24 protein-coding genes are annotated in these 23137 nt (G+C 63.9%); 12 read left to right on the top strand and 12 right to left on the bottom strand.

The features are described 5' to 3' along the window. Positions 1 to 34 precede the first annotated feature (34 nt). From ACLKOZ_RS03175 to ACLKOZ_RS03155, 5 genes are all read right to left on the bottom strand, one after another. Positions 35 to 694 carry an acetyltransferase gene (locus ACLKOZ_RS03175; protein WP_376044893.1) on the bottom strand — a complete coding sequence of 220 codons (660 nt, stop codon included), beginning with the start codon at positions 692 to 694 and terminating at the stop codon, positions 35 to 37. After that, on the bottom strand, positions 691 to 1857 hold the full coding sequence (locus ACLKOZ_RS03170) for a DegT/DnrJ/EryC1/StrS family aminotransferase (RefSeq protein ID WP_436472752.1): 1167 nt from the start codon (positions 1855 to 1857) through the stop codon (positions 691 to 693). The genes ACLKOZ_RS03175 and ACLKOZ_RS03170 overlap by 4 nt, the downstream gene beginning before the upstream one ends. 67 nt (positions 1858 to 1924) lie before the next feature. Further along, positions 1925 to 3064 carry a Gfo/Idh/MocA family protein gene (locus ACLKOZ_RS03165; RefSeq protein ID WP_436472750.1) on the bottom strand — a complete coding sequence of 380 codons (1140 nt, stop codon included), beginning with the start codon at positions 3062 to 3064 and terminating at the stop codon, positions 1925 to 1927. A gap of 23 nt (positions 3065 to 3087) precedes the next feature. Next, positions 3088 to 4671 (bottom strand): sugar transferase, encoded by a 1584-nt coding sequence (locus ACLKOZ_RS03160; protein WP_436472748.1) that lies wholly within the window; start codon positions 4669 to 4671, stop codon positions 3088 to 3090. A 147-nt stretch (positions 4672 to 4818) separates the two neighbouring features. Then, positions 4819 to 7506: an AAA family ATPase gene (locus ACLKOZ_RS03155; RefSeq protein ID WP_436472746.1), complete on the bottom strand. Its 2688-nt coding sequence runs from the start codon at positions 7504 to 7506 to the stop codon at positions 4819 to 4821. Positions 7507 to 7983: 477 nt separating this feature from the next. On the opposite strand from ACLKOZ_RS03155, the gene ACLKOZ_RS03150 reads away from it, so the two are divergent. Further along, complete coding sequence (locus ACLKOZ_RS03150) at positions 7984 to 9399, top strand: amino acid permease (protein WP_436472744.1); 1416 nt, start codon at positions 7984 to 7986, stop codon at positions 9397 to 9399. A 14-nt stretch (positions 9400 to 9413) separates the two neighbouring features. Here ACLKOZ_RS03150 and ACLKOZ_RS03145 read toward each other — a convergent pair whose 3' ends face one another. Then, entirely contained in the window at positions 9414 to 10079 is a 666-nt protein-coding gene (locus ACLKOZ_RS03145; RefSeq protein ID WP_436472742.1) for a DUF1345 domain-containing protein, read from the bottom strand. Positions 10080 to 10345: 266 nt separating this feature from the next. Between ACLKOZ_RS03145 and rpsF the strand changes: the two genes are divergently transcribed. The 4 genes from rpsF to rplI all read left to right on the top strand — a co-directional run bounded on the left by rpsF (position 10346) and on the right by rplI (position 12151). After that, positions 10346 to 10651 carry a 30S ribosomal protein S6 gene (gene rpsF, locus ACLKOZ_RS03140; RefSeq protein ID WP_050683795.1) on the top strand — a complete coding sequence of 102 codons (306 nt, stop codon included), beginning with the start codon at positions 10346 to 10348 and terminating at the stop codon, positions 10649 to 10651. A 73-nt stretch (positions 10652 to 10724) separates the two neighbouring features. Then, positions 10725 to 11312 (top strand): single-stranded DNA-binding protein, encoded by a 588-nt coding sequence (locus ACLKOZ_RS03135; protein ID WP_337345142.1) that lies wholly within the window; start codon positions 10725 to 10727, stop codon positions 11310 to 11312. A 129-nt stretch (positions 11313 to 11441) separates the two neighbouring features. Further along, positions 11442 to 11681 (top strand): 30S ribosomal protein S18, encoded by a 240-nt coding sequence (rpsR, locus tag ACLKOZ_RS03130; protein WP_003800144.1) that lies wholly within the window; start codon positions 11442 to 11444, stop codon positions 11679 to 11681. Positions 11682 to 11698: 17 nt separating this feature from the next. Next, a complete protein-coding gene (gene rplI, locus ACLKOZ_RS03125) occupies positions 11699 to 12151 on the top strand; it encodes a 50S ribosomal protein L9 (protein WP_050057159.1) in 453 nt (150 codons plus the stop codon). 150 nt (positions 12152 to 12301) lie between these two features. Here rplI and ACLKOZ_RS03120 read toward each other — a convergent pair whose 3' ends face one another. After that, complete coding sequence (locus tag ACLKOZ_RS03120; protein WP_436472738.1) at positions 12302 to 12724, bottom strand: DUF1801 domain-containing protein; 423 nt, start codon at positions 12722 to 12724, stop codon at positions 12302 to 12304. 174 nt (positions 12725 to 12898) lie between these two features. On the opposite strand from ACLKOZ_RS03120, the gene ACLKOZ_RS03115 reads away from it, so the two are divergent. Continuing rightward, positions 12899 to 13525: an FMN reductase gene (locus tag ACLKOZ_RS03115; protein WP_436472736.1), complete on the top strand. Its 627-nt coding sequence runs from the start codon at positions 12899 to 12901 to the stop codon at positions 13523 to 13525. 78 nt (positions 13526 to 13603) lie between these two features. Next, the gene (locus ACLKOZ_RS03110) at positions 13604 to 13963 is read left to right on the top strand and encodes a zf-TFIIB domain-containing protein (protein ID WP_337345139.1); all 360 of its coding nucleotides are present in this window, start codon (positions 13604 to 13606) and stop codon (positions 13961 to 13963) included. Positions 13964 to 14013: 50 nt separating this feature from the next. On the opposite strand, the gene ACLKOZ_RS03105 is transcribed toward ACLKOZ_RS03110, so the two are convergent. After that, the gene (locus ACLKOZ_RS03105; protein ID WP_436472734.1) at positions 14014 to 14589 is read right to left on the bottom strand and encodes a hypothetical protein; all 576 of its coding nucleotides are present in this window, start codon (positions 14587 to 14589) and stop codon (positions 14014 to 14016) included. Between the two features lie 2 nt (positions 14590 to 14591). Further along, positions 14592 to 15047 (bottom strand): hypothetical protein, encoded by a 456-nt coding sequence (locus ACLKOZ_RS03100; RefSeq protein WP_337345137.1) that lies wholly within the window; start codon positions 15045 to 15047, stop codon positions 14592 to 14594. 687 nt (positions 15048 to 15734) lie between these two features. On the opposite strand from ACLKOZ_RS03100, the gene dnaB reads away from it, so the two are divergent. After that, positions 15735 to 17117, top strand: a complete 1383-nt coding sequence (gene dnaB / locus ACLKOZ_RS03095) for a replicative DNA helicase (RefSeq protein ID WP_337345136.1) — start codon at positions 15735 to 15737, stop codon at positions 17115 to 17117. A gap of 28 nt (positions 17118 to 17145) precedes the next feature. Here the strand turns inward: dnaB and ACLKOZ_RS03090 are convergent, their stop codons facing one another. Both ACLKOZ_RS03090 and ACLKOZ_RS03085 read right to left on the bottom strand, forming a co-directional pair. Further along, entirely contained in the window at positions 17146 to 18114 is a 969-nt protein-coding gene (locus ACLKOZ_RS03090) for an acyl-CoA thioesterase (protein WP_436472731.1), read from the bottom strand. Between the two features lie 164 nt (positions 18115 to 18278). Beyond that, the gene (locus ACLKOZ_RS03085; protein ID WP_436472729.1) at positions 18279 to 18713 is read right to left on the bottom strand and encodes a DoxX family protein; all 435 of its coding nucleotides are present in this window, start codon (positions 18711 to 18713) and stop codon (positions 18279 to 18281) included. Positions 18714 to 18856: 143 nt separating this feature from the next. Between ACLKOZ_RS03085 and ACLKOZ_RS03080 the strand changes: the two genes are divergently transcribed. The 3 genes from ACLKOZ_RS03080 (at position 18857) to ACLKOZ_RS03070 (ending at position 21331) form a co-directional block, all read left to right on the top strand. Further along, positions 18857 to 20209 carry an MATE family efflux transporter gene (locus ACLKOZ_RS03080; protein WP_436472727.1) on the top strand — a complete coding sequence of 451 codons (1353 nt, stop codon included), beginning with the start codon at positions 18857 to 18859 and terminating at the stop codon, positions 20207 to 20209. 25 nt (positions 20210 to 20234) lie between these two features. Next, the gene (locus tag ACLKOZ_RS03075; RefSeq protein ID WP_436472725.1) at positions 20235 to 20825 is read left to right on the top strand and encodes a hypothetical protein; all 591 of its coding nucleotides are present in this window, start codon (positions 20235 to 20237) and stop codon (positions 20823 to 20825) included. Positions 20826 to 20944: 119 nt separating this feature from the next. Then, a complete protein-coding gene (locus ACLKOZ_RS03070; RefSeq protein ID WP_337345131.1) occupies positions 20945 to 21331 on the top strand; it encodes a hypothetical protein in 387 nt (128 codons plus the stop codon). A gap of 28 nt (positions 21332 to 21359) precedes the next feature. Here the strand turns inward: ACLKOZ_RS03070 and ACLKOZ_RS03065 are convergent, their stop codons facing one another. After that, the gene (locus ACLKOZ_RS03065; RefSeq protein WP_436472723.1) at positions 21360 to 21905 is read right to left on the bottom strand and encodes a CGNR zinc finger domain-containing protein; all 546 of its coding nucleotides are present in this window, start codon (positions 21903 to 21905) and stop codon (positions 21360 to 21362) included. Between the two features lie 70 nt (positions 21906 to 21975). Between ACLKOZ_RS03065 and ACLKOZ_RS03060 the strand changes: the two genes are divergently transcribed. Further along, complete coding sequence (locus tag ACLKOZ_RS03060) at positions 21976 to 23019, top strand: EamA family transporter (protein WP_436472721.1); 1044 nt, start codon at positions 21976 to 21978, stop codon at positions 23017 to 23019. The last annotated feature ends 118 nt before the right edge of the window (positions 23020 to 23137 follow it).

The following is a 23137-nucleotide window of genomic DNA, read 5'->3' as shown; positions in this document are numbered from 1 at the left end:
GTCCAGGGCTCAGTCCCGCGAGGCTCCCGGATCCTTAGCGTCCGTTCCCAAAGCAGAAAATCTCCCGGTCGATTTCGTGGGCCGGCACACCCACCCAAGTCTCGCCGTCGGGAACGTTGCTGAGCACGGCGGCACCCATCCCAACCGTGGCATAGGCGCCCACAGACGTCCGTTCCCGGACGCTGGAATTCATGCCCAGGTAGGCGGCCCGGCCAATCCGCACTCCGCCTCCCAGCGACACACCCGCGGCAAACGTGGCGAAGTCCGCCACGTCGTCGTCGTGCGTGAACGTGACCGATGGCATGGCCACCACGTGCGAACCGAGCGTGACCGACGCCGTCAGCGTCACGTTCCGAAGCAGGATACTGCCCCGGCCGATCCTGCATCCCTCCGGACATTGGACGGACGGGTCGATCGCTGTGGCATACCGGGCCTCATGCAGGCCCATCGCGGTGAGCCGCTCCACCACCGCTTCCCGCGATTTTCCGGAGCCCAGGCACACCAGCACAAAAGCGTGCGTGTATTTGGGTGCATCGTCGATGGTCCCCAGGACAGGTGCCCCGTCCACGGTGACTCCCGCCATCTCCTTGTCATCATCGAGCAAGCCCACGACGTCGTACTGGCCGCTGCTGCGGACCATCGCCAGTACCTCGCGGGCCAGCCCGCTCGCGGCGATCAGGATCAGCTCGCTCACCTGCCCACCCCGTTGGCGGCGGCATGGATGGTGTTCATGACACGGTTCATGCTGACGGGGTCCAGCTCGTGAAAGATGGGCAGGATGAGCGTCCGGTCGGTCAGGCGCTCAGTGTGCTGCAGCCTGGCGTTGCCCGTGTCGCGCCAGCGGTAGGCCGGCTGCCGGTGCGCCGCCATGACGCCCCGCTTGGCGGAGATACCCGCGTCAGCCAGCCTGCCCAGCAGCTCCTCGCGGCTGACAGGAAATCCCGGCAGGACCTCCACCCAGAAGGACTGGAAGTTGGTCGTGCCGTACGGCGGATCCGCGACGAAACGCAAACCCCTCAACCCGGCAAGCCCGGCGACGTACTGGCCGGCCAGGGTCCGGCGCCGCTCCACAATTTGTGCGAGCCGGGCCAACTGCACGATTCCGATGGCGGCCTGCAGGTCAGTCATCCGGTAGTCGAAGCCGATCTCAAGGTAGACCTCGGGCAGTGCCGCCAGCGATTCGGGTCGGCCCATGCCCGTGACGCTCCTGGCATGGTCGCGGAGGGTTCGCGCCCGTGCAGCCCAGTCAGCGCGGCGGGTCGTGAGCATGCCGCCCTCACCCGTGGTCACTATGTTCTCCTGGTCGAAGGACCACACAGTCAGATCGGCCCCTGTGCCCACTGGGCTGTCCTTGTAGGTGGAGCCGATTGCGCATGCGGCGTTCTCGATCACAGTGATCTCGTGCCGGTCACACAGTTCGCGGATGGGGTGCAGGTCCACTGGCACGCCGCCCTGGTCCACCACGATCACAGCACGGGTGTCCAAGGTGAGTGCCGCATGGATGGTCTCGGCAGTCACGTTCCCAGTGGCGGGGTCGACATCACAGAAGATCGGGCGTGCGCCGACGTAAGTCACCGCGTTCGCCGTCGAAATAAACGACAGTGACGGCACCACAACGTCGTCCCCGGGACCGATGCCGGCCACTATGAGGGCCAGATGAAGCGCAGATGTGCAGTTGGAGGTTGCGACGGCGTAGCGCACGTGTTGCAAGGAGCTGAAGTCCTTCTCGAACTCCTTGACCTTCGGCCCTTGGGCTATCGAACCGGAGGCCACAACTTCAGCCAGTGCGCGTGCTTCCTCATCACCGAGCCATGGCTTCATCGCACTCATCCCCGCGAGGACTGTTTCCGCAGTCATCGGGCACCAACTTTCCTTGTCTCGGCGGTCTTATCCTTCTCGTGCCCACAAACTCCCACCCGGCCGCTCAAAGTGCCCTCATGTTCCGGATCTCGGCCCCCGCAAGGGCTGAGTCTGCCAGTTCGGTGCTTGCGACAACGGACGTTTGACCATCACGGCTGAGGCTCCGCGCCCCTGCTTCCAGCACTGCGAGAATGCGCAACGCAGAATCCCAACCCGTGCGCGACTCACGCTTGTTGCGGATGCAGAATTCCAACTCCTCTATGACCTGGCCCAGGGGCTCGCGCTCCGGCAGGGCGGGAGACCAAATATCGCCCGTTCTGTAGGCCGTAGCGGACGTCCTCTTTTCGTTGGCCGACTTTGATGACGGGTCCAGCGAGACGCTCCTGTCGAAGACGCTGAGCCGTTGCTTCGGGTTCAGGTCATCCCACACCAGGGTCCTCAGCGATCCGCCGATGACCATTTGTCGTATCTTCGTGGGGCTCAGCAAGTTCACGTGCAAGTGGGCCGTGCCATCGTTCCGAAGCCTGAAGTTTAGGTGGCCAACACAGTTTCTCCCGATACCAAGCGGGTCACCCCCAAACGCGGAGACCTCGGTCGGATTCAGGCCGCCAGGAAGAACGAAGTCAAGAATCGCCAGGTCGTGTGGCGCCACGTCCCAGAACACGTCTACCTCAGGGCGCTCCAGACTCAGATTTATCCGCGTGGAGTCCACGAAGAGAATCTCGCCCAACGAGCCGGCCTGCACCAGCTCCTGCATCTTGAGTACTGCTGGGGAGTAGCAGTGCGTGTGGTCCACCATCAGCACAAGGCCGTTTGCCTTCGCCTCGGCCACCATCTCAAGTCCGTGCTTGAGGCTGTCCGCCATCGGCTCCTCCACGAGGACGTGCTTTCCCGCCCGTAGAGCCGTCATGACCGTCCCGTAATGGGCATGCGCCGGGGTTGCTATGGCGACCGCATCCACCTCGAAGGTGTCCAGCAGTTCATCAAGGGATTCGACCACCGCAACGTCAGCAAACGGGGTACCCAACGCCCGCGCTCGTTCTGAGTTCACGTCGCAGATGGCAACCAGGTCCCAGACGGGGCTCGCTTGAAGGTTGCGGGCCAGATTCGGCCCCCAATATCCGGCACCGACGACGGCGATTGACAGTTTCCGGGCCGGCAGCCGATGGGCCGGTGTATGAAAGGGATCAATGAAGCTCTTCATGGCTGTCCTTCTTCTCGCACGATCTAGTAGGCGCCGGAGGGCCGGAGTACTGCGCGGAATGTCCGCCACAGGATCAGCAGGTCACCGGCGATGGACCAGTTCTCGACGTAATAGAGGTCCAGCCGCACTGACTCGTCCCAGGAAAGGTCCGAGCGGCCGTTGATCTGCCAGAGGCCGGTGATTCCCGGCTTGATGAGGAGGCGACGGTGAGTGTGGTGTTCGTAGCCGTGGACTTCCCGGGCCAGCGGCGGACGGGGTCCCACCATGCTCATGTCGCCGAGCACAACATTCCAGAGTTGAGGGAGTTCATCGAGGGAGTACTTCCGCATCCACCGCCCGCACCGGGTGACCCGCGGATCATCGCGCAGCTTGAACAGCACTCCGGCACCCTCGTTCTGCTCAGTAAGGGCGGCCAGACGGGCCTCGGCGTCCACCACCATGGACCGGAACTTGAACATCCCGAACACGGTGCCGTCCTTGCCAACCCTGTCCTGCCGGAAAAGCACCGGACCCGGACTGTCCAACCGCACAATCACGGCAAGCACCAGGAGCAGTGGCGACAGCACAAGGAGGGCAGCCAGCGCTACCGCCACATCCATGACCCTCTTCAGCGCGTGTTTCGCCCCCGAGTACTGGGGAATGTCCACGTGCATAAGGGGGAGTCCTTCCACCGGGCGCCAGTGGATGCGGGGACCCGCAACGTTTGTCAGGGTGGCCGCGAGGACCATTTCCGCGGCGCATTCCTCCAGTTTCCAGCCGAGTTCGCGGATGAACTTGTTTCCGCCGGGCAGAGGGCCCGCAACGATGACCGCGTCGGCGTCGGTCAGCCTGGCGGTGCGGGCAATGTCGTCCGTGGAGGAGAGAACCGGGATCTGCTGGCCATCCACGCGCAGGCTGGCTCCGCGCCGGGCGCCGGGAAGGCAGACTCCCAGGATCTTGTAGACGGGTCCGGACTTCTTGGCCACTTGGTGCACCACGTAACGGACTTCCTCAGGTTCCCCCACCACGATGGCCCGGGACAGGTGGTGTCCCCGGGCCTTTTCCTTGGTGAGCCGGCGCCGGAACACCCAGCGGTTGCCCGTCAAGGCCACCAGCCCCAACGGAAGGGAAACCGTGACGAACGCGGTCCCGCCATGGACGGAAAAGACCACGGCGGCAATGGCCATCAGGCCGAAGATCCGCAGGGTTGCGGAGGCAACGCGCTTGTACTCGTCCGCGCCGACACCCAGGACTTTCGAGTCGCGGGTCCGATAAATTTCCAGCGCCATGAGCCACAGCAGCGTAACCGTGGTGGCGGTCAGGACTCCGCCTTTGTCGCTTTCTACACCGGGGGTGAAACCGACGCTGGAGAGCAGGTAGCCGGCAAACACGGCCAAGGCCACCACGAGCGAGTCAGTGATTCGCAGGAGGTTGATGTGGGTGGAGATCCACGCCGCCGTCGCCTTGCGTCCTGGCGTTGCCGGGGCGGCAGCCGGTGGCTGCGGGGTCCCTTTCGGTGAGGATTCCGGCAGACGCAATGGCGACGTTGCATTCCGCTGCGCGGCCAAGGATTCAACCGGCCAGCCAAACGACGCGCTTCGGAAAGGGGCTACTGGAATTTCCGCCATGATCATCGCTTCCCGCAGAGTCCGCATTGGGTTCCACTTGTGAAGCAAAATTAGCCCGGAAACGGCGGTTATTACGGGGAAAAGCAGGCGCTTTGTGGTAGCGGGAAGGGAAGAATGTGGATACTGCGGGTTCCAGCGTTTTGGTCCCTAGAGGACAGGCAGAACGTAGGGTTCCCGGGCAGCGGAATCCTTGCCTGCGGCCAGGGCGGTGAGCTGTGCGCGAGACTCCACACCCAGCTTGCGGTAGATCGCGGTAAGGCGCACTTCCACCGTCCGCACGGAGACGTACAACGTGGCTGCGATTTCCTTGTTGCGCATGCCCCGCGCCACCATCTGCGCGAGGGCCCGCTCATGGTCGGCGAGCATCAGCATGGAAGGGTTGCCAGGGGCGCGGGCAGGTTCAACGCGTTCGTCCAGCAACAGGGAATCAACGTGCTGGGTCCACGCGTCGGCGCCGACCTCGTCGAACATCACTTTGGCCCGCAGCAGGCCGTCCCTGGCATCCCGCAGCCGGCCGAAGGCCCCTAGCCGCTCCGCGTAGCAGAGCAGCGTCCTGGCACGTTCCAGCAGCGAGTCGTGGGCACCCCTGTTCTCAAGTGCGTGGTTGAACAGCTGAAGCGACTGCTCACCGTCAGCGAGCATTGCTCGGCTGCGTGCGACGGCGGTCAGCAACCATGGGGATCTGAGCCCCACGGAGCGGCTTTCGAGCCGGTACAGGACCTGGGTGGCCTCGCGGTGCCGTCCCAGCCGCACCAGCACTTCCACCAGGTCCGCTTCGCAGCGAAGCAGTGTCGGGTTGCCGAAGGCCATGCCGATCTCCACGGCGCGGGACAACTGGGCGAATGATTCGGCCAGGTTGCCGCGCATGAGTGCGAAATGTCCCTGGCAGGCTGCCAATTGGGCAGTGATGGCGGGGTGGCTTTCAGCGCCGGAGAAATGCTGTGCCTCCGCCACGTAAAGCCGGGCCAGCGCCTCGTCGCCCAGTGAGTGGGCGCGCCACACGCGGAAGATGTGCCGCATCCCGCGGTGGTATTTGGATTCCGGCTCCGTGAGTTCCAGGTCTTCAATGAACCGGACGGCGGTCCGCACATTCCCGGCCCGGATCTCGTTGTCCACGGCCAGGTAGTCCGCGGTTTCCCGCCAGTTGACGTTGTTCGCCTCAACGGAGTTCCGCACCACTGCGAAGGCCTCCTGGGCAAGTTCATAATGCTCTGCGTAGGTCAGGGCGCGGCCTTGCACCAGAAGGGTAGCTACTGTGGCGCCGGCGTCATGCTTGCGGCCCAGATTCCCGGTGTTGCCGCTGATTGCTTCGATCAGGAGTTTGGCACGGTCCGTCACTGCGAGGCAGTCCTTGGAGGCAGCGTCCTGGAACTGCTCGGCGTGGCGGAGCAGGCGGAGGGCGTCTTCCAACTCCCACCGCTCAGCGTAAAAGAGCGAACCGATCGCCAGCAGGGTGGCTGAATAGGCAGGATCGTGCTGGCCGAACTCCTTCACCAGGCGTAGCACCATGCTGGAGCGCACAGCGGCGCCCTGGATGAACTGGATCTCGAAATCCAGGCCGGTCAGGCGCAGGATCAGAGCGGGGTTGCGTGTCACACGCTGCGCCCATTCCAGGTACCGCCTGGCATAAACGAACTCTCCCCTGTTGAACAGCAGTTCAGCCACGTTGGCGAGCCGTGCCGCAGTCTCCGCTTCCCAGGGGTTGATGGTGAGGGCACGCTCGATGTACTCCACGGCGAAGGACACTTCCCCGTTGCGGATGAGGTCAACGGCAAATCGCAGGAGGCCAAACGGCGTCTGGCGCTCCAAGGCCGTAAAGCTCAGATGCCATCGCCTGGCGTAAGGATCTGTCTCGCCGGCAGCATCCGCCAGCGCACGGTGGTTGGTGGTCCGGACAGCCGGCGTCATGGCGGTAAAGACGAAGCCCCGCAGCAACTGGTCCTGGATCCGCAGATGCGGTCCGGACCTGCTGACCATGCCGTTGGCCAGGAGTTCGTCCACCCCAGTCCACAGGTCGCTGTAAACCTTCTCCAGGGTGGCGATATCGCTCCGGCACGACAGCGACATCAGGTCAAGGACCTGCCGCGCGGCCGGGGTCAGGCTGCCCACCGTTGCCGCGAATTCGGATTCGAAGCTCCCCTTGCAGGGCAGTGGAATGGGCAGGGCGTACTTCCCCTCGGCCTGGCGCTCCAACAGGCAGGTGTAAAGCTCGACGGCGGCAAGCGGGTTGCCCTGGGTTGTAGCAGCCACCGCGTGGACTGCCGCTGTTGCGACTTGCCGCGCCGGAATCGACTCCAGCATCCGGACCGTGTCGTTGTAGTTCAGCGGCTTGAGGTGAAGGGCCGGGAGGCTGCCGAACGGGCTGTCCGGCACTTCTTCACGCACGCTCATGAAAAGTGCCACGTCCGTCCCGGATAGGCGGCGGGCGAGGAACCCGATCACAGCTTGGCTGCTGGGATCCAACTGGTCTGCATCGTCAACGACGACGACGGTGCGTGAGGACGATCGCTGATGCAGTCCATTCAGGAGCATCGTGGACACCGTGGGGACATCCAGTGCGGCGGTGGAATTTCTCAGCAGTTCATCGGCGAACCGGTTGAGGACGGGATCATCGATTCCGTTCAGCAGCGCAGTGAGGCCCGAAAGCGGCCAGTCGGACTCGGAGGCACTGGCCCGCAGGAAAACTGTCCGGTAGTCAGAGAGCCGCGGGATCTCGGACAGGAGGGCGGATTTACCCACGCCACGGCGGCCTACAACGCTCAGGGCGGATTCCTTCGGCCCCCGGATCACTGAGAGGATCCGGTCCAACTCCTTGCTTCGCCCGATTAACGACATGTGGTCCCCATCCATCGTTGAAGGAGACCGATATTGCCTTGTACTTCCTGTATGTGTCGTCGAAGCCCCGTCCACTCATTCCCATGAGTGAGCCGGGGAAATTCCTGGCCGCTTCGTTACGTCCAGCACGGTACCCAACCGTTGGATGTCAATATAGCCCCGTTCCAGAGCCCGCACCAGAGTAATTTGAGCCGCGAGTACTCAGGTTTTGGAGCCCTGAGTACTTAGGTTTCGAGAGCATTTCAAAGTTGCCTGCAAGGCAGTGGATGGTTCGCAATGGTGTGCCATCCTGTGGAAACATCTGATTTGGCCTCCGGCGTTCTGTGCCAGTGCACATCAATCGTCGCCCGGTGCGCGTCTAGGGTGGGATAAAACGTGTGATCCACCGCACGGAGCAACCACGATGGCCTCCCGCCCCGTCGTTATGGCCCCGCAAGGCAGCCAAATTTCCGCACCAACACGAAGGACGGCGCACCTATGCCCGCTGACCAACAACTCGCCAAGTCGCTCAAGCCGCGGCATCTGTCCATGATCGCCATTGCCGGCGTCATCGGGGCAGGCCTCTTTGTGGGGTCCGGTGCCGCGATCCAACAGGCCGGCCCGGGAATCCTGCTGGCCTATATGGCTGCCGGAATTGTCGTGATCCTGGTGATGCGGATGCTCGGCGAGATGGCGGCCGCCAACCCTGAAACCGGGTCCTTTTCGACCTACGCCGACAAGGCGTTGGGCCGCTGGGCAGGTTTCAGCATCGGGTGGCTGTACGCCTGGTTCTGGATCATCGTCCTGGGCATCGAAGCAACCGCCGGCGCCGCGATCATGCACCGGTGGGTCCCCGGAATCGACCAGTGGGTGTGGGCGCTGATCCTGATGGTCCTGCTCACGCTGACCAACCTGGGATCGGTAAAGTCCTATGGAGAATTCGAGTTCTGGTTCGCCTCCATCAAGGTCGCAGCCATTGTGCTGTTCCTGCTCTTCGGAGTGGCAGCCATCATGGGCCTTATCCCCGGAGTGCCGGCGCCGGGCCTGAGCAACCTCATCGAGAATGGCGGATTCCTGCCCAACGGGCCGGGAGCGGTCCTGGCCGGGATCCTGGTGGTCGTTTTCTCCTTTTTCGGTGCAGAGATCGCCACTATTGCCGCTGGTGAGTCCGAGAACCCCGTTGACGCAGTCAAGAAAGCCGTCAAGTCCACTGTTTGGCGGATCCTGGTCTTCTACATCGGCTCCATCGCCATCGTGGTCACCCTGCTGCCCTGGAATGATGCCAACGTAGCCAAGAGCCCGTACGTCGCCGTAATTGAACTGTTCGGCATCCCCGGTGCCGGCACCATCATGGATATTGTGGTCCTCACCTCCGTGTTGTCCTGCCTGAACTCCGGCCTCTACACCGCCAGCCGCATGCTCTTCTCCCTCTCCAAGCGCGGCGACGCGCCGGTGGCCTGGACCCGGATTTCAAAGCGGGGCGTACCTGCCTCCGCAGTCCTGGCCTCCACCGTCGTCGGCTTTGTCACCGTGGGGCTGAACTACATCGCTCCGGAGACCGTCTTCCTGTTCCTCGTGAACACTTCGGGCGCGATCGCACTCTTTGTCTGGCTGGTCATTGCCTCCTCCCAGCTGATCCTGCGCAAGCGCATGGGTGCCGCCGCCAAGGACCTCGCCCTGAAGATGTGGCTGTTCCCCTACCTGACCTGGGTTTCCATCGCCAGCATCGTGGCGCTGCTGATCGGCATGGTGATCCTGGAATCCACGCGCGAGTCCCTGATGCTCTCTCTGGCACTGGCCGCCGTGGTGGTTGGCATCGGGGTATGGCGCTACCGGAAGGGTGGCCCGGCCGGACCGGCAGCTGAGGCTCCGCAGGGTGAGGATGCCGCCGTCGGCGCAGCACAAGCGTCGTAAGTCTCCGGACGTCCTCAGGCCGCCGGGCCCAGCACCAGGTTGATCGTGGCGGCCAGGATGACCGTACCGAAAACATAGGACAGGAGGCTGTGCTTCAGGGCTTCGCGCCGGATGTGCGGGTTCTCCAGGCTGGTGTCCGAGACCTGGTACGTCATGCCGATGCTGGTAGCCAGATAGGCGAAGTCCGTGTACTGCGGCGGTTCGTCCTGGTTGAAGCTGACGCCGCCTTCGGTCGCCCCGCCGTAATAGTGCTCCGCGTACCTGAGGGTGAACAGGGTCTGGACCAGCATCCAGGACAGGGCCACGCTGGCCAGGACCAGTGCAGCCCCAGCAAGTTGCGTGCCGCCGTCGCCATTGTGTGAGTCCATAACCACGACGGCGACCGCGGCCAGCGACGCGACGTTCGCCGCCAGGATCAGCAGGTCAGTGGTGGTCCGGGACGGGTCCTCGGCGGTGGCGTGGGCCTTGGTTTCCTTTGGACCCATCCTCCCGACTACCAGCCACACCCAGCCGACATACACCAGCGCTGCCGTGGCCCACCCTGTGGCCGGGGCCTGTAACCATCGGCCGGCAGCGCCCGTCGCCAGCGTGGCCGCGATTCCCGCCACCAGCATTGCCAGGAACCGCAGCCGGCTGCGCCTGACCGGGCCGGGGCGGTCGATGAGCGGTGCGGCGTCCATGCTCTGTACTCTAGCTGCGGCGCACAGGACCCTGGTCCCCAGCCTCGGTTTTCCACATATCCTCATGGCTGCTTCCACTGTGGAACCATGGCGCATAGCGTGGAGTCAAGCGCGAATCGCCTATCCGGTCCAAATGCACTAAGATATTGAAGTCTGTGCTGCGTCCTGCCTCCGTTCCGGTGGCCGGGCATGTGCATGGCATCGCAAATGAACCTCCTGTTACGGAAATGCCGTAACCGCTTAGCCCAAAGGAGGTGGGTTCACATATGCGTCCTTACGAATTGATGGTAATCATCGACCCCGAGGTCGAAGAGCGTACCGTTGAGCCGTCGCTTCAGAAGTTCCTGAATGTCATCACCAACGATGGTGGAACCATCGAAAAGGTTGACATCTGGGGCCGTCGCCGACTGGCCTACGACATCAAGAAGAAGTCCGAAGGTATCTACGCCGTGGTGAACTTCACCGCCAAGCCGGACACCGCCAAGGAACTTGACCGCCAGCTGTCTCTTAACGAGACCATCATGCGCACCAAGATCACCCGCCCCGAAGAGCAGAAGGTTGTTGCTGAGTAATTTCAGCTCCGATTTTCATTCTTCACCCCGCAGGATCGAATTCTTCATCCAGGATCGAACAAGGAGGCAGTAGATGGCAGGCGAAACCACCATTACGGTCATCGGTAATCTCACCAATGACCCGGAATTGCGGTTCACACCGTCAGGTTCGGCAGTAGCGAACTTCACCATCGCTTCCACCCCACGCACCTTTGATCGCCAGTCCAATGAGTGGAAGGACGGGGAAACCCTGTTCCTCCGCGCAGCAGTCTGGCGTGAAGCAGCCGAGAACGTCGCCGAGTCCCTCACCAAGGGCATGCGCGTGATCGTTTCCGGCCGGTTGAAGAGCCGTTCCTACGAAACCAAAGAAGGCGAAAAGCGCACCGTCATTGAGCTCGAAGTCGATGAAATCGGCCCGAGCCTGCGCTACGCCAATGCCAAAGTCAACCGTACCCAGCGCTCCGGCGCCGGGGGTGCCGGAAACGGCGGACAGGGTGGCTTCGGCGGCGGCAACAGCGGCGGTGGGTTCGGGGGAGGCGGCGCTGGTGCAAGCCAGGGCGGCAACTCCGGCGGAAACTGGGGCGGCAACCAGCCCGCAGCGCAGGAAGACCCTTGGGCAACGCCCGGTGTCTCCAACGCAGGCGGCTGGGGCAACGGCCCGGATTCCGAACCCCCCTTCTAACCACCAAAAATTAAGGCCCGACGCCGGGACCGCCGGAAGTGCCGCATGGCACCGAAGCGACTGCCGCCGTCGGACCACCACCATCCCGTGGATCAATATCCACGGGCTCCATAGAATAGGAGCTCCACGATGGCTAAGGCTGAACTCCGTAAGCCCAAACCAAAGTCCAACCCCCTGAAGGCCGCTGACATCACTGTCATCGACTACAAGGACGTAGCATTGCTGCGCAAGTTCATCTCCGACCGCGGAAAGATCCGCGCCCGTCGCGTCACTGGCGTCACGGTGCAGGAACAGCGCAAGATCGCACAGGCAATCAAGAACGCCCGCGAAGTTGCCCTGCTGCCTTACTCCGGCGCTGGCCGCGGCTAAGGAAGGGATTAACTAACATGGCAAAGCTCATTCTGACCCACGAAGTAACCGGTCTCGGTGCTGCTGGCGACGTTGTCGAGGTCAAGGACGGTTACGCACGTAACTACCTGCTCCCCCGCAACTTCGCCCTTACCTGGTCCAAGGGTGGCGAGAAGCAGGTTGAGTCCATCAAGGCTGCCCGTGCCGCCCGCGAGCACGCTTCCCTGGAAGACGCTCAGAAGCAGGCCGCTGCACTCTCCGCCAAGCCGGTCAAGCTCGTTGTCAAGGCTGGCGAGACCGGACGCCTGTTCGGCACCGTCAAGCAGGGCGACGTCGCCGACGCCGTTGAGGCCGCTGGCCTTGGCCGCATCGACAAGCGCAAGGTTGAACTGCCGGCACACATCAAGTCGGTCGGTTCCTACCAGGCCAACGTTCGTCTGCACGACGACGTTGCCGCAGTGATCGAACTCGACGTAGTCGCAGGCAAGTAGTTTTAACAGCTACGAAGCACTGAACTGCACGAAAACCCCCGTTGCCTGACCGGCGGCGGGGGTTTTCTGTGTGCGGACGCTGCATCGAGAGGGCACTTCAGGGCAGTGTTGACGCTCCGGACTACCGCCAAATGCCACCTCGTGCGCAGGTTAGGGGCTGTTAAGCTCCGTGGTGACATGCCGGTAGCCAGACTGGATCAGCTCCTCGAGAACGTTCCGGTCCACGTCGTCGAGCTTGTTGATGTAGAGGCAGGCTGCGCTGGTCCTGTGCTTCCCCAGTTCGGGCAGCAGCCGGTCGGCATCAGGTCCGTCGGTGAGGCCGTACAGCACCAAGTTTGCCTTCCGCGGTGAGAATCCGACGGCCGCGGCGTCGCCCTCCCGCCCGCTTTCGTATTTGTAGTGGTAGGTGCCGAACCCCACGATGGTCGGACCCCACATGACGGCTTCCTGCCCGGAGATGCGGGTCATCATCTCCAACAATTCGAAGCCGTCCGCACGCCGCTGCGGATGCTCCACCTCGGCAAGGAATTCTGCCGCAGGAACATCTGTGGGCTTGGTCTTGTTCTCTGCCATGCTCGTAGTTTCGCAGACGCGGACCACGCCAGCCAGCACCAGCTGATACCTGCCGCGGTGAGCCAGTGCAACCCTGATCCGCCAGGGGCGTGGAATAAACCCGAATCACCGCCGGTTACCTCTGTACATGCAAATGCATGTATCGTAGTCCGTATCGAACTTCAGGAGTCCACAGTGGAAACCCGCCGCATCACCGTCCTGTCCGCCGGCCTGGGAGTGCCGTCCTCAAGCAGGCTGCTCGCCGACCAGCTTGCCGCTGCCGCAGAGCGCAAACTTTCCGGTGCAGGCTACGACGTGACGGTGGACGTGGTTGAGCTCCGGGACCTCGCAGTGGACATCGCGAACAACTTCGTCACCGGCTATGCCGCCCCGCGCCTGGCCGACGTCATTGCCGGGGTCGAGGCATCCGAGGGCATCATCGCGGTCAGCCCCGTGTTCAGTGCGTCCTACAGTGGCCTCTTCAAGTCCTTCATTGACCTGCTGGATCCCAAGTCCCTGGACGGTAAGGCCGTCCTGCTGGGGGCCACTGGCGGCACCGACCGACACCAGATGGTCCTGGACTACGCGATGCGCCCACTGTTCAGCTACCTGCGCACCCGGACGGCGGCCACGGGCGTCTTCGCCGGCCCGCAGGACTGGGGAAACACCGACGACGGCGGCTCGCCCCTTTCGTCCCGGATCGAGCGGGCAGCGACCGAGTTTGCAGGACTCCTGACAGGGGAGCAGCCTGGCCGCAAGCCGGTGGCCCTGGAGTCCCTGCCGTTCGAACAGCTCCTGGCGGGTATCTCGGGCGGACGTTGAGGCAGGCTCCGGTGGCGGCTATCCGGTGTCCGGACACCTCTGCCGAACTATCCGGAGCCGCCACTCGTTGACCGGGACATGAAATGTCCTGTGGATTCAATTGACCTGATCATGAGTGAACGCAGTGGTGTGGAGATTGACTACTGCCCCCAGTGCCGCGGCGTCTGGCTCGACCGCGGTGAACTGGATAAGATCATCGACCGCGCCAACGAGGCCATGGCCGGAGGATCCCAGGCGCCCGCCCGCCCGGCGGTCCCGGCGCCTGGTCCGACTCCGCCTCCGCTGTACCCGAACTTTGAGCCGCGCCGTGATCAGCCGCGGTATGACCAGCCGCGATATGACGACCGGAAGTACGGCAAGCAGGGCCATGACCGCGACTACGATCGCCGCGGACACAAAAAGAAGGAAGGCTGGCTGGGGGACCTCTTCGACTTCTAGCCCCCGGACATCACAGCCGCGGGGAGGAATGCAGGGAGGAAGGCTAGGCCCTAGTCCTCCAGGAGCGCGATGAACTCGCGGGCTTGCTTGAGGGTGATGTCAGAGTGCTTGGTCAGCGCCGTGGCGGCGGCCTCTATGTCGCCGCTGCGGACCAGCGTCCTGATCCGCCCGTAGATCTCGTCATTGAGCATGTTGCTGCTGACTTCGCGGGTTACGTCGCCCTTGCTGGCGATGGCCCGGTAGCGGTACGGGAAGCGCTGGGGGGTGTCGTCATCGTCGGGATCCTGCACGGGCTCCGCGGACGCGGGGCTGCGGTACGGCTGCGGGTGGGCCGCCAGCGCGCCTACGGCATCCCGTGACGCCCTCAGGCCGGCGTCTGTGGCCTCGTAGTAGAGCTTGATCGCTGCCATGGCCTGCCCTTGGGCGATGAGGGCGTACAGGCGACGGTGCTGGTCCTCCGTAAGCTTCGCGGCGGCCGCGCGCGCCAACTCCACAGGGTCGGTGGCGGGAGCGGCCGTGCCGGCTGCGTTGGAAGCCGCCACGCGCCTGCTGACGGCGCGGGCACCCAAGGCCACTGCGGCGGCAACTACCACCAGGATGAGGGCGGGGATCACAAGCGATTCCATTTCTAAAGCCGATCTACGTACTTCTTGGCGGTAGCCAGGTCAAAGTGCGTCGCCTGGCGGAGGAGTTTGATGGCCTGGAGCTTTTGCCCGCTGCGGGCCATCGTCTGGAGTTGCAGGGCGAATTGAGGATTGAGCTGTCCGCCCGGAAGGGCTGTGTACCCGTGCTGGCCGGACGGCCCGCCTGCCTGCGCGTGCAATGCCGCACGGGCGTTGTCCGCCTGCTGTGACTGCTGTGCCTCATTCTGGCTGGGCCGCGTGTTGGCCTCCAGCCGGGCACGGGCAGCAGTGGCGGCACGGACTTGGGCGGCATAGTGCTCGGCCGAGCGCATCGCGAGGTCCTGCTGGTATTTTTCGGCGTCGGAGATTCCGGAGTCACGAGGGCTCAGGGCTGTTGAGAGAGCCCAGATTACTGCCACCAAAACCAACGCAGGCAACAGCACCATCAGTATTTCGCCCATGTATAGAGCTTATGCCAGATCGTGGTTATCCACAGCATATTCCTTGATTCGCATACAGGTCCCCTGCTAAGGCGTCAATTCGGGGCACGTGCTATGGAATTGATCACGCTTTAGGGATGGATGCGGAGGATTGGACCCGGAATTCGGTTCCCAGTCAACAGCCTCGGCTTGCAAGCTGTGGATGAAGGTTGAGTAAAAGAATATTTCCTCCACACGTCCGGACGGACGTTCCCGCAGGTCAGAGGCTTATGGGAGAGGAAAGTTTTTTTGTTTCCACAGGGTCACCCACAGGCTGTGCACAAGCTATGCCGCTTAGTGCACAGGTTATCCACAGACCGTGGGTACATGCGGCTTTGCCCTTGGGGAAAGGGGGGCTAGCGTAGCGGGATACCTGTTTTTGGGACGCGAAAACGCTGCTGCGGAGTACGCGAAGGACCGCGGCGGAATCCCTGGATCCCGCCGCGGCGGGTAGCTCTGTGGATAACCTGTGGATATTGGGGATAACTCTTTGTGCGCAAAGCCTTTGGACCCGACAGGGCAACCGGATGGCCAGTTGTCGGTGCCTTCGGATAGACCTGTCCTGGTGCCTGCGTTTCGGATGTTCCACGGCGCAGGTACCCGCAGGAAGAAGAGCTTTAACCACGGCCGGACCGGTTCCGCCGCGGCACACAATGGAGGACGGCAGCTTTGTCAGTAACGCATCTGGACTCGATCGAGGGCACCCGCGGATCAGAAGGCAGCCGGAAACCTCCGCAGGACATTCCCGCGGAACAGTCCGTCCTGGGCGGCATGATGCTCTCCAAGGATGCGATTGCCGATGTGGTGGAGATCCTCCGTGGCCAGGACTTCTACCGTCCAGCCCACGAAACCATTTACGAAGCCATCATTGACCTCTACGGCCGCGGCGAGCCTGCGGACGCCGTCACCGTCTCGGATGAACTGACCAAGCGCGCCGAGATCAACAGGATCGGCGGCCCCGCGTACCTGCATGAACTCATCCAGACCGTGCCCACCGCAGCCAACGCCGGCTACTATGCCGAGATCGTGGCCGAACGCGCCGTGCTGCGTCGCCTGGTCAACGCCGGAACCAAGATTGTCCAGCTCGGTTACGGCTCGGATGGCGAAGTGGAAGACCTCGTCAACCAGGCGCAGGCCGAAGTTTACGCAGTGGCAGAGCGCCGTACGGCCGAGGACTACGTCGTCCTGAAGGACGTCATGGAGTCCACGGTGGATGAGATCGAAGCCTCGGGCCACCGCGGTGAAGGCATGGTGGGTGTACCCACAGGTTTCTACGAACTGGATGAACTGACCCACGGCCTGCACCCGGGCCAGATGATTGTCATCGCCGCCCGCCCCGCCGTGGGTAAGTCCACCTTCGCTCTGGACTTCGCCCGGTCGGCGGCCATCAAGAACAATCTGGCGACGGTGATGTTCTCGCTCGAAATGGGCCGGAACGAGATCGCCATGCGCCTCCTGTCCGCCGAGGCCACCATTGGCCTGCAGGACCTCCGCAAGGGCACCATCAAGGATGAGCAGTGGTCCAAAATCGCCACCACCATGGGCCGGATGAACGATGCCCCGTTGTTCATCGACGACAGCCCCAATATGTCGCTGATGGAAATCCGGGCCAAATGCCGGCGCCTCAAACAGCAGCACGATCTCAAGCTTGTGATCCTGGACTACCTCCAGCTCATGAGTTCCGGCAAGAAGGTGGAGTCGCGCCAGCAGGAAGTTTCGGAGTTCTCCCGTGCGCTCAAGCTGCTGGCCAAGGAGCTCCAGGTTCCGGTCATCGCGCTTTCGCAGCTGAACCGTGGTTCCGAACAGCGGCAGGACAAGCGGCCCATGGTCTCTGACCTTCGCGAATCCGGCTCGATCGAGCAGGACGCGGATATGGTGATCCTCCTGCACCGTGAGGACGTCTATGACAAGGAGTCACCGCGTGCTGGCGAGGCTGACATCCTGATCGCCAAGCACCGTAACGGTCCCACCAAGGACATCGTGGTGGCCTTCCAGGGCCACTACTCGAGGTTCGCCAACATGGCGGCCGACGCCGGTGGTGGCGGCTTCTGACCTCCCGTACCGTTTGGTGCTGGCCCGCTTAGCCCTGCGCCAGCAAGTGGTTGGGCAGGCGGTTTCCGGGAGCAGTGCCCCGGATTTCCAGCAGCTCGCGCGCATGCGCGTGCAGCCGCTTGTCCTCCTCCGAGACAGGCACCCAGCGGGGGATGGGCACTGACGTGCCTTCGGCGTCGCGCGCCACCATCACTGTCAGGCAGTACGTGGTGAGGTTCAGTTCCTTACCCTTGGGGTCCCCGGAGCGGACGTGTACGGCAATATGCATGCCTTTGGTTCCGGTGTAGACCAGCCGCGCCTCCACCTCCACCACGTGTCCAATAAGCAGCGGGCGGTAGAAGCGGACGCCGCCTGAAAACACGGCAACGGTGTCCTTGCCGCAGTAGCGGGACGCGCAGACATAGGCCGCCTCGTCGATCCACTTCATCACGATGCCGCCGTGGACCTTCCCGCCCCAGTTCACATCGGTGGGGGCCGCCATGAACCGCAGCGTGACGCGCTCGGCCGTTCCGGCGTCGGTATATTCCTGGTCCTTCATGGCTGCAACGATCTGTTCCCGGACCTTGACCCTGGCGAGGGCGTGCTCGCGCTGTTCGATTTCCTGGGCGGTGACCGGCTCAAACTGTTTCACCGGGATAGGCTTGCCGTCCTCGCCCACGGCCACGAAAATCACCATGCACTGGCTGCGCATCGTCGCTGGTCCGCCTTTGGGATCCCCGGAGGAGACGACGGTACGGATGTGCATGGAAGAGCGCCCTGTGTACACGATGGTGGCCTCGACTTCCACCATATCGCCGCTGTTGACGGGGTCAGCGAAGTGGATGTTGCCCACGTAGGCAGTGACGCAGTAGGACTTTGCCCAGCCGACAGCGGCAGCGTACGCGGCCTTGTCCACCCATTCAAGGACGGTCCCTGCGTCAACGGACCCGCTGTGTCCCACATCCATGGGGGCGGCCAGGAAACGGAGGGTTACGGAGTTGGCTGCGGTCTCAGTCATGCTGCGATCTTACTGAGGCGCCGCGTTACCCGAGGGTAGCTCCGGCCCCGCCCCGATGAAGAAGCACCTCACGGTCCGGGCGTCACGGAATGTGTGGGAACAAAACAACGACGGCGGTGAGCACCCGGGTGCTCACCGCCGTCGTTCGATCATGATGTGAGCCGTTAGGCGAGCACGGCCAGCCTGGAGTTCGTACGGCCGAACAGGGCCCGGTCCACCGAGATGCGGCCGGCGCCGGTAAGCGCCACCGCCAGGGCAGCAGCTGCCAGAAGCAGTACCAGTTCGTAGCCGCCGGTTGCCGCGAAGACCCCCGCAGAGGCATGCACCAGAAACAATGCCCCCAGCATGTCAAGGGCCAGCAGGAGGGCGACCACCCGGGTCAGGACACCAAGAATGAGCGCAATTCCGCCACCAAGTTCCAGGACTGCCACCGCAGGAGCGGCGATTTCGGCAGCGGGAACACCCATTTTGGCGAAGGAGGCCTGGGTTCCGGCGATGGTCCATTCGTTGAACTTCTGCCAGCCATGGGCGGCAAAGATGAAGCCGATGATGACGCGAAGAATCGTCACTGCCGTGGTGTTAAGCGAGGTCGTGTTCATGTCCCGAGTCTTCCAAACCTATACTTGAAGTGTCAACTAATTGTGTCTTGGTGTGTTGTTTGTCATGGTTTCCACGGAAACCCGTGAGGGGGAGCGTCTCGGCAGCCGGCCGGATGTCCGGAGGCCCCGATAGGCTGGCAATCGTGCCTCATCAAGCTGCCCCTGCTGCCGCAAAGACTCCCGCCGGCCACTCCCGGGAAATCCTGCGGCTCGCCGTCCCCGCCTTCGGTGCCCTGATTGCTGAGCCGCTGTTCCTGCTGGCGGATTCCGCGATCGTGGGCCACCTCGGCGTTGCCCAGTTGGCCGGGGTCGGCCTCGCCTCCGCTGTGCTGCACACCGCCGTCGGCCTGATGGTCTTCCTCGCCTACTCCACCACTCCGGCCGTTGCGCGGGCGCTCGGTGACGGCCAGCTCGGCCGGGCCCTCGCGGCAGGACGGGACGGTGTGTGGCTGGCGCTCCTGCTGGGTATCCTGCTGGCTGCGGCAGGCTTCGTAGCCGCCGATCCACTCGTGGGCCTCATGGGTGCGGACGGCGACGTCAGGGTATTCGCCGCCGACTACCTCCGCTGGTCCATGCCCGGGCTGGTGGCCATGCTGCTCATTTTCGCCGGCACGGGCGTTCTCCGCGGGCTCCAGGACACGCGGACACCCCTGGTGGTGGCCACGGCCGGCTTTGCCCTGAACATTGTCCTGAACCTGTGGTTGGTCTACGGCTTGGGCTGGTCGGTGACCGGCTCTGCCGTGGGGACCAGCATCGCGCAATGGGCCATGGCTGCCGTCTACGTTGTGATGGTCCAGCGGAACGCCTCGCGGCATGGCGTCCCCCTGCTTCCCGACTGGCGCGGCATCCACGCCATGACGCGCGTCGGTTCGTGGCTGATGCTGCGCACGCTTAGCCTGCGCATCGCCATTCTCGCAACGGTGCTGGTGGTTACTGCCCAGGGCCCGGTGAACCTGGCCGCACACCAGCTTGCCATGACCATTTTTTCCTTCCTCGCCTTCGCCCTGGATGCCCTGGCCATCGCGGCCCAGGCCCTTATTGGGAAGGAGTTGGGGGCATCCAATGCTGCCAAGGCGCGCCTGCTGACCAGAACGATGATCAGGTGGGGCATAGGTTTTGGTGCGGTCACGGGTGTGCTGCTCGCCGCGGCTGCGCCCTGGGCAGGGGTTCTGTTCACGTCCGACGCCGGAGTCCACTCTGTGCTGACCGTCGCCTTGTGGGTACTCGCCGCCGGTCAGCCCCTGGCCGGCTACGTGTTCGTCCTCGATGGTGTGCTGATCGGTGCCGGCGATGCGAAGTACCTGGCGATTGCCGGCGTCGTCAACCTCGCCGTCTACATCCCGCTGCTCCTGGCTGTGGCGGGCTCAGGCGCTTCCGGGCTGGCCGGGCTGGGGTGGCTGTGGGCAGCCTTCGCGCTGGGGTACATGGCTGCCCGCGCCCTGACTCTCGGCGCCCGTGCCAGGTCCGACAGGTGGATGGTGCTCGGTTCGCAGTAGCAGCCACGCCTACTAAACTGGACCGGTGACCCGCCCTTTGACGCCCGCAGAAGCCACACCCGGTACCGCTCCCCAGGAAGACCTGTGGAAGCCGGTCCTGTTGCGGGCCCTTGCCGCGCTGGTATTCGGCGCCGTCACGATCTTCTGGGCCACGCCGTCGGTTGAGGTGATGGCCTGGGCGGGCGGAACCTACTTGTTGGCCACTGGCGCCTTGGTCCTGTGGGGTACCCCCAAGGCCGGCTTCACCCGCGACAGTACGCCTGGAAAGCTGCTCTCGGCCGCAGGACTGATCCTGGCAGGCAGTGGCGCGGCGCTGCTGCTGTTCCATGGCGACGTGCCCTTCGGCGTGATGGCGGCGCTGGGCCTGGGCCTCGCAGGCGCGATCGAGCTGGTGTGCGGACTGCGGCACCGTGGCGGGCACGTCCTGGCCAGGGACTGGATAGCATCCGGGGTCATTGGCCTCGGAACGGCCGCGGCACTCCCGTTCTTCATCAGCCTCGGTGCGCATGCGCTGCTGGGGGTCGCCGGTGGCGGCGCCATCCTTGCCGGCGTCCTCTGGGTGCTGTCCGCGCTGACCCTGCGGCATGATGCCCGGGGCGCTGCCGCGAAGCCGTAAACTAGACAGGTACGGTTCTACCCGGCGTAGAAGTTTCGCCGTACACACGCACCCTACACACCACCGCACATTCGAACCGGGCAGGCCTTTCGCGCCGTGCCTGCAGGGGAGGAATCACCTTGGCAGACCAGCAACCAGGAAAACCGCGCAAGATGCGGACCTCGGTGAAGGGGCCGCTGATGTTCTCCGCGTTCTGGGCCGTCCTCGCCTTTTTTGCAGTCCTGATCTTCGCGTCGGGCGGCAGTTCACGCGCCCCTCGGTTCGACCTCGCCTTCACCGGAGCCGGCATCGCGTTCATCGTTACGCTGGTCATTGCCGCGATGCTCTCGATGAGCTACAAGGACAATGCCGAGCACCTCGGCAAGGGATCAGGTGTCAACCTGAGCTCAGCACGCAAGCCTTCCCATGGATTCGGTGGCACGGCTCCGCGGGCCGGTCGGGAAGGCTCACAGCCTGGTTCCGACGAGCCCGGCACCCCCGACGCCGACGGACCGACCGGCCGCTGATCCTGCGCACCCGACGGGCCGGTCCGCTCTAGCTCGCCTTTGCCTGGCGCGCCCGGTAGGCCGCGACGTGTGCCCGGTTGGCGCAGTTGCCGGTGTCGCAATATCGCTTGGACCGGTTCCGCGTGAGGTCCAGGACCACTGCATCGCAGTCATCCCCTTCGCACACCAGCATGCGGTCCATCTCCTTGCTCCGGATCACGTCCACCAGGGCCATGGCTGCTTCGGTTCCCATCCTGTCCGCAAGTGGCGCTTCGCGGGTGGTGGCATGGAGGTGCCAGTCCCACTGGTCATGTTTCATCAGTTGGGGAAGGGCATTAGCCTCACGCAGCATGCGGTTCACGGATTCCACCGCCGAATCCTCATCGGAGATCCACACTCTGGCGAGCTCGCCGCGCAGCTTGTGGATGCTGGCCAGTTCCGCCGCGTCGCGTGTCCGGGATCCGCTGAAACCTTCGGCCTCGAGGAAGCGGTCCAGGTCCGACACGGTGGCCAGGGTTTCCTGGCCGTTGGCGGCAGTGTTGATCAGGTTCACCACGGTGCGGAGAGCCACCTCGGTGTCAGGGGCAAAGACCATCTTGACTCCTTACAGGACCCGGCGTAATGTCATGAGCATTACCCTACTTTACTCCTGACAGGAGGCGACGATGCCTGCCGCCACCAACTCCCCGAGCACCTCCGCGGCACGCCGTGGCTTTATGGCCTCCGGCCTGGGAGTCGCACTGTTCTCGTCCGCTGTCTTCGGACTCTCCGGATCCTTCGCCAAGGCGCTGCTCGAAACGGGCTGGTCTCCGGGCGCCGCAGTAACTGCGCGCCTCACCGGTGCGGCCCTGATCCTGGCGATTCCGGCCATCCCCGCCCTGCGTGGCCGGTGGCACCAGGTGCGCGAGAACTGGGTCACCATCGTCCTGTTCGGCCTCATCGGCGTGGCCGCGTGCCAGTTGTTCTACTTCAACGCTGTGGCCCGGCTTTCCGTTGGTGTCGCGCTCCTGCTGGAGTACCTGGCACCCGTCATCATCGTCCTGTGGCTCTGGGCTGCCAGCAGGAAGCGGCCACGCGCGCTAACCTTCGGCGGTACGCTGTTGTCCCTCGCCGGCCTCGTGCTGGTCCTTGACCTCACTGGAGCGGTCAAAATCGACGTCATTGGTGTTTTCTGGGGAATTGCGGCGGCAGTGTGCCTGGCTATGTACTTCTTCATCACCGCCAAGGAGAACGATTCCCTGCCGCCCATAGTCCTGGCGTCCGGCGGCCTCATGGTGGGGGCTTCCGTTATGTGGCTCGCCGCCGCAACCGGCTTGCTGCCCATGGCCTTCAGTACGGCGGACACCAGGCTCGGCCCGTGGATTGCGCCCTGGTGGGTGTCACTGGGCGGACTGGTAGTCCTGGCAACGGTCCTGGCCTACGTATCCGGCATCATGGCGGCCCGTGCCCTGGGCTCCAAGGTGGCATCCTTCGTTTCGCTGACCGAGGTGCTGTTTGCCGTGGTCTGGGCATGGCTGTTGCTCGGGGAGCTTCCCGGCGCCATCCAACTCCTGGGCGGGGCGCTCATTGTCGGTGGCGTCATCCTGGTCAGGCTTGATGAACTGCGCAGCCCGGCCCTGGCTACTGCATCGGCGACGGAGGCCGAAGCACCCCGACGCAAGGCGGCCTCACCCCTGGAGCACGCGAACGACGTCGAACCCGTTCCCTGACAGTCCAGCGCCGCCACTGCCCATCCCGGGCGCCGGAAAAACCTCCTGCCCCTACCAATGCCCGCGGGCCCCGGACACTGTGCTGTGTCCGGGGCCCGCGGTTCGCGTGCTGCGTGGT

This window comes from Arthrobacter sp. R4 (assembly GCF_051365025.1).
GTDB lineage: Bacteria > Actinomycetota > Actinomycetes > Actinomycetales > Micrococcaceae > Arthrobacter.
This window is presented reverse-complemented; position numbering and strand designations above follow the sequence as displayed.

Excerpts from the sequence above, each read along its gene's own strand:
- ACLKOZ_RS03170 (WP_436472752.1), bottom strand. The coding sequence starts at position 1,857 with ATGACTGCGGAAACAGTCCTCGCGGGGATGAGTGCGATGAAGCCATGG.
- ACLKOZ_RS03165 (WP_436472750.1), bottom strand. The coding sequence starts at position 3,064 with ATGAAGAGCTTCATTGATCCCTTTCATACACCGGCCCATCGGCTGCCG.
- ACLKOZ_RS03160 (WP_436472748.1), bottom strand. The coding sequence starts at position 4,671 with ATGGCGGAAATTCCAGTAGCCCCTTTCCGAAGCGCGTCGTTTGGCTGG.
- ACLKOZ_RS03155 (WP_436472746.1), bottom strand. The coding sequence starts at position 7,506 with ATGTCGTTAATCGGGCGAAGCAAGGAGTTGGACCGGATCCTCTCAGTG.
- ACLKOZ_RS03150 (WP_436472744.1), top strand. The coding sequence starts at position 7,984 with ATGCCCGCTGACCAACAACTCGCCAAGTCGCTCAAGCCGCGGCATCTG.
- ACLKOZ_RS03145 (WP_436472742.1), bottom strand. The coding sequence starts at position 10,079 with ATGGACGCCGCACCGCTCATCGACCGCCCCGGCCCGGTCAGGCGCAGC.
- rpsF (WP_050683795.1), top strand. The coding sequence starts at position 10,346 with ATGCGTCCTTACGAATTGATGGTAATCATCGACCCCGAGGTCGAAGAG.
- ACLKOZ_RS03135 (WP_337345142.1), top strand. The coding sequence starts at position 10,725 with ATGGCAGGCGAAACCACCATTACGGTCATCGGTAATCTCACCAATGAC.
- rpsR (WP_003800144.1), top strand. The coding sequence starts at position 11,442 with ATGGCTAAGGCTGAACTCCGTAAGCCCAAACCAAAGTCCAACCCCCTG.
- rplI (WP_050057159.1), top strand. The coding sequence starts at position 11,699 with ATGGCAAAGCTCATTCTGACCCACGAAGTAACCGGTCTCGGTGCTGCT.
- ACLKOZ_RS03120 (WP_436472738.1), bottom strand. The coding sequence starts at position 12,724 with ATGGCAGAGAACAAGACCAAGCCCACAGATGTTCCTGCGGCAGAATTC.
- ACLKOZ_RS03110 (WP_337345139.1), top strand. The coding sequence starts at position 13,604 with ATGAAATGTCCTGTGGATTCAATTGACCTGATCATGAGTGAACGCAGT.
- ACLKOZ_RS03105 (WP_436472734.1), bottom strand. The coding sequence starts at position 14,589 with ATGGAATCGCTTGTGATCCCCGCCCTCATCCTGGTGGTAGTTGCCGCC.
- ACLKOZ_RS03100 (WP_337345137.1), bottom strand. The coding sequence starts at position 15,047 with ATGGGCGAAATACTGATGGTGCTGTTGCCTGCGTTGGTTTTGGTGGCA.
- ACLKOZ_RS03090 (WP_436472731.1), bottom strand. The coding sequence starts at position 18,114 with ATGACTGAGACCGCAGCCAACTCCGTAACCCTCCGTTTCCTGGCCGCC.
- ACLKOZ_RS03085 (WP_436472729.1), bottom strand. The coding sequence starts at position 18,713 with ATGAACACGACCTCGCTTAACACCACGGCAGTGACGATTCTTCGCGTC.
- ACLKOZ_RS03065 (WP_436472723.1), bottom strand. The coding sequence starts at position 21,905 with ATGGTCTTTGCCCCTGACACCGAGGTGGCTCTCCGCACCGTGGTGAAC.
- ACLKOZ_RS03060 (WP_436472721.1), top strand. The coding sequence starts at position 21,976 with ATGCCTGCCGCCACCAACTCCCCGAGCACCTCCGCGGCACGCCGTGGC.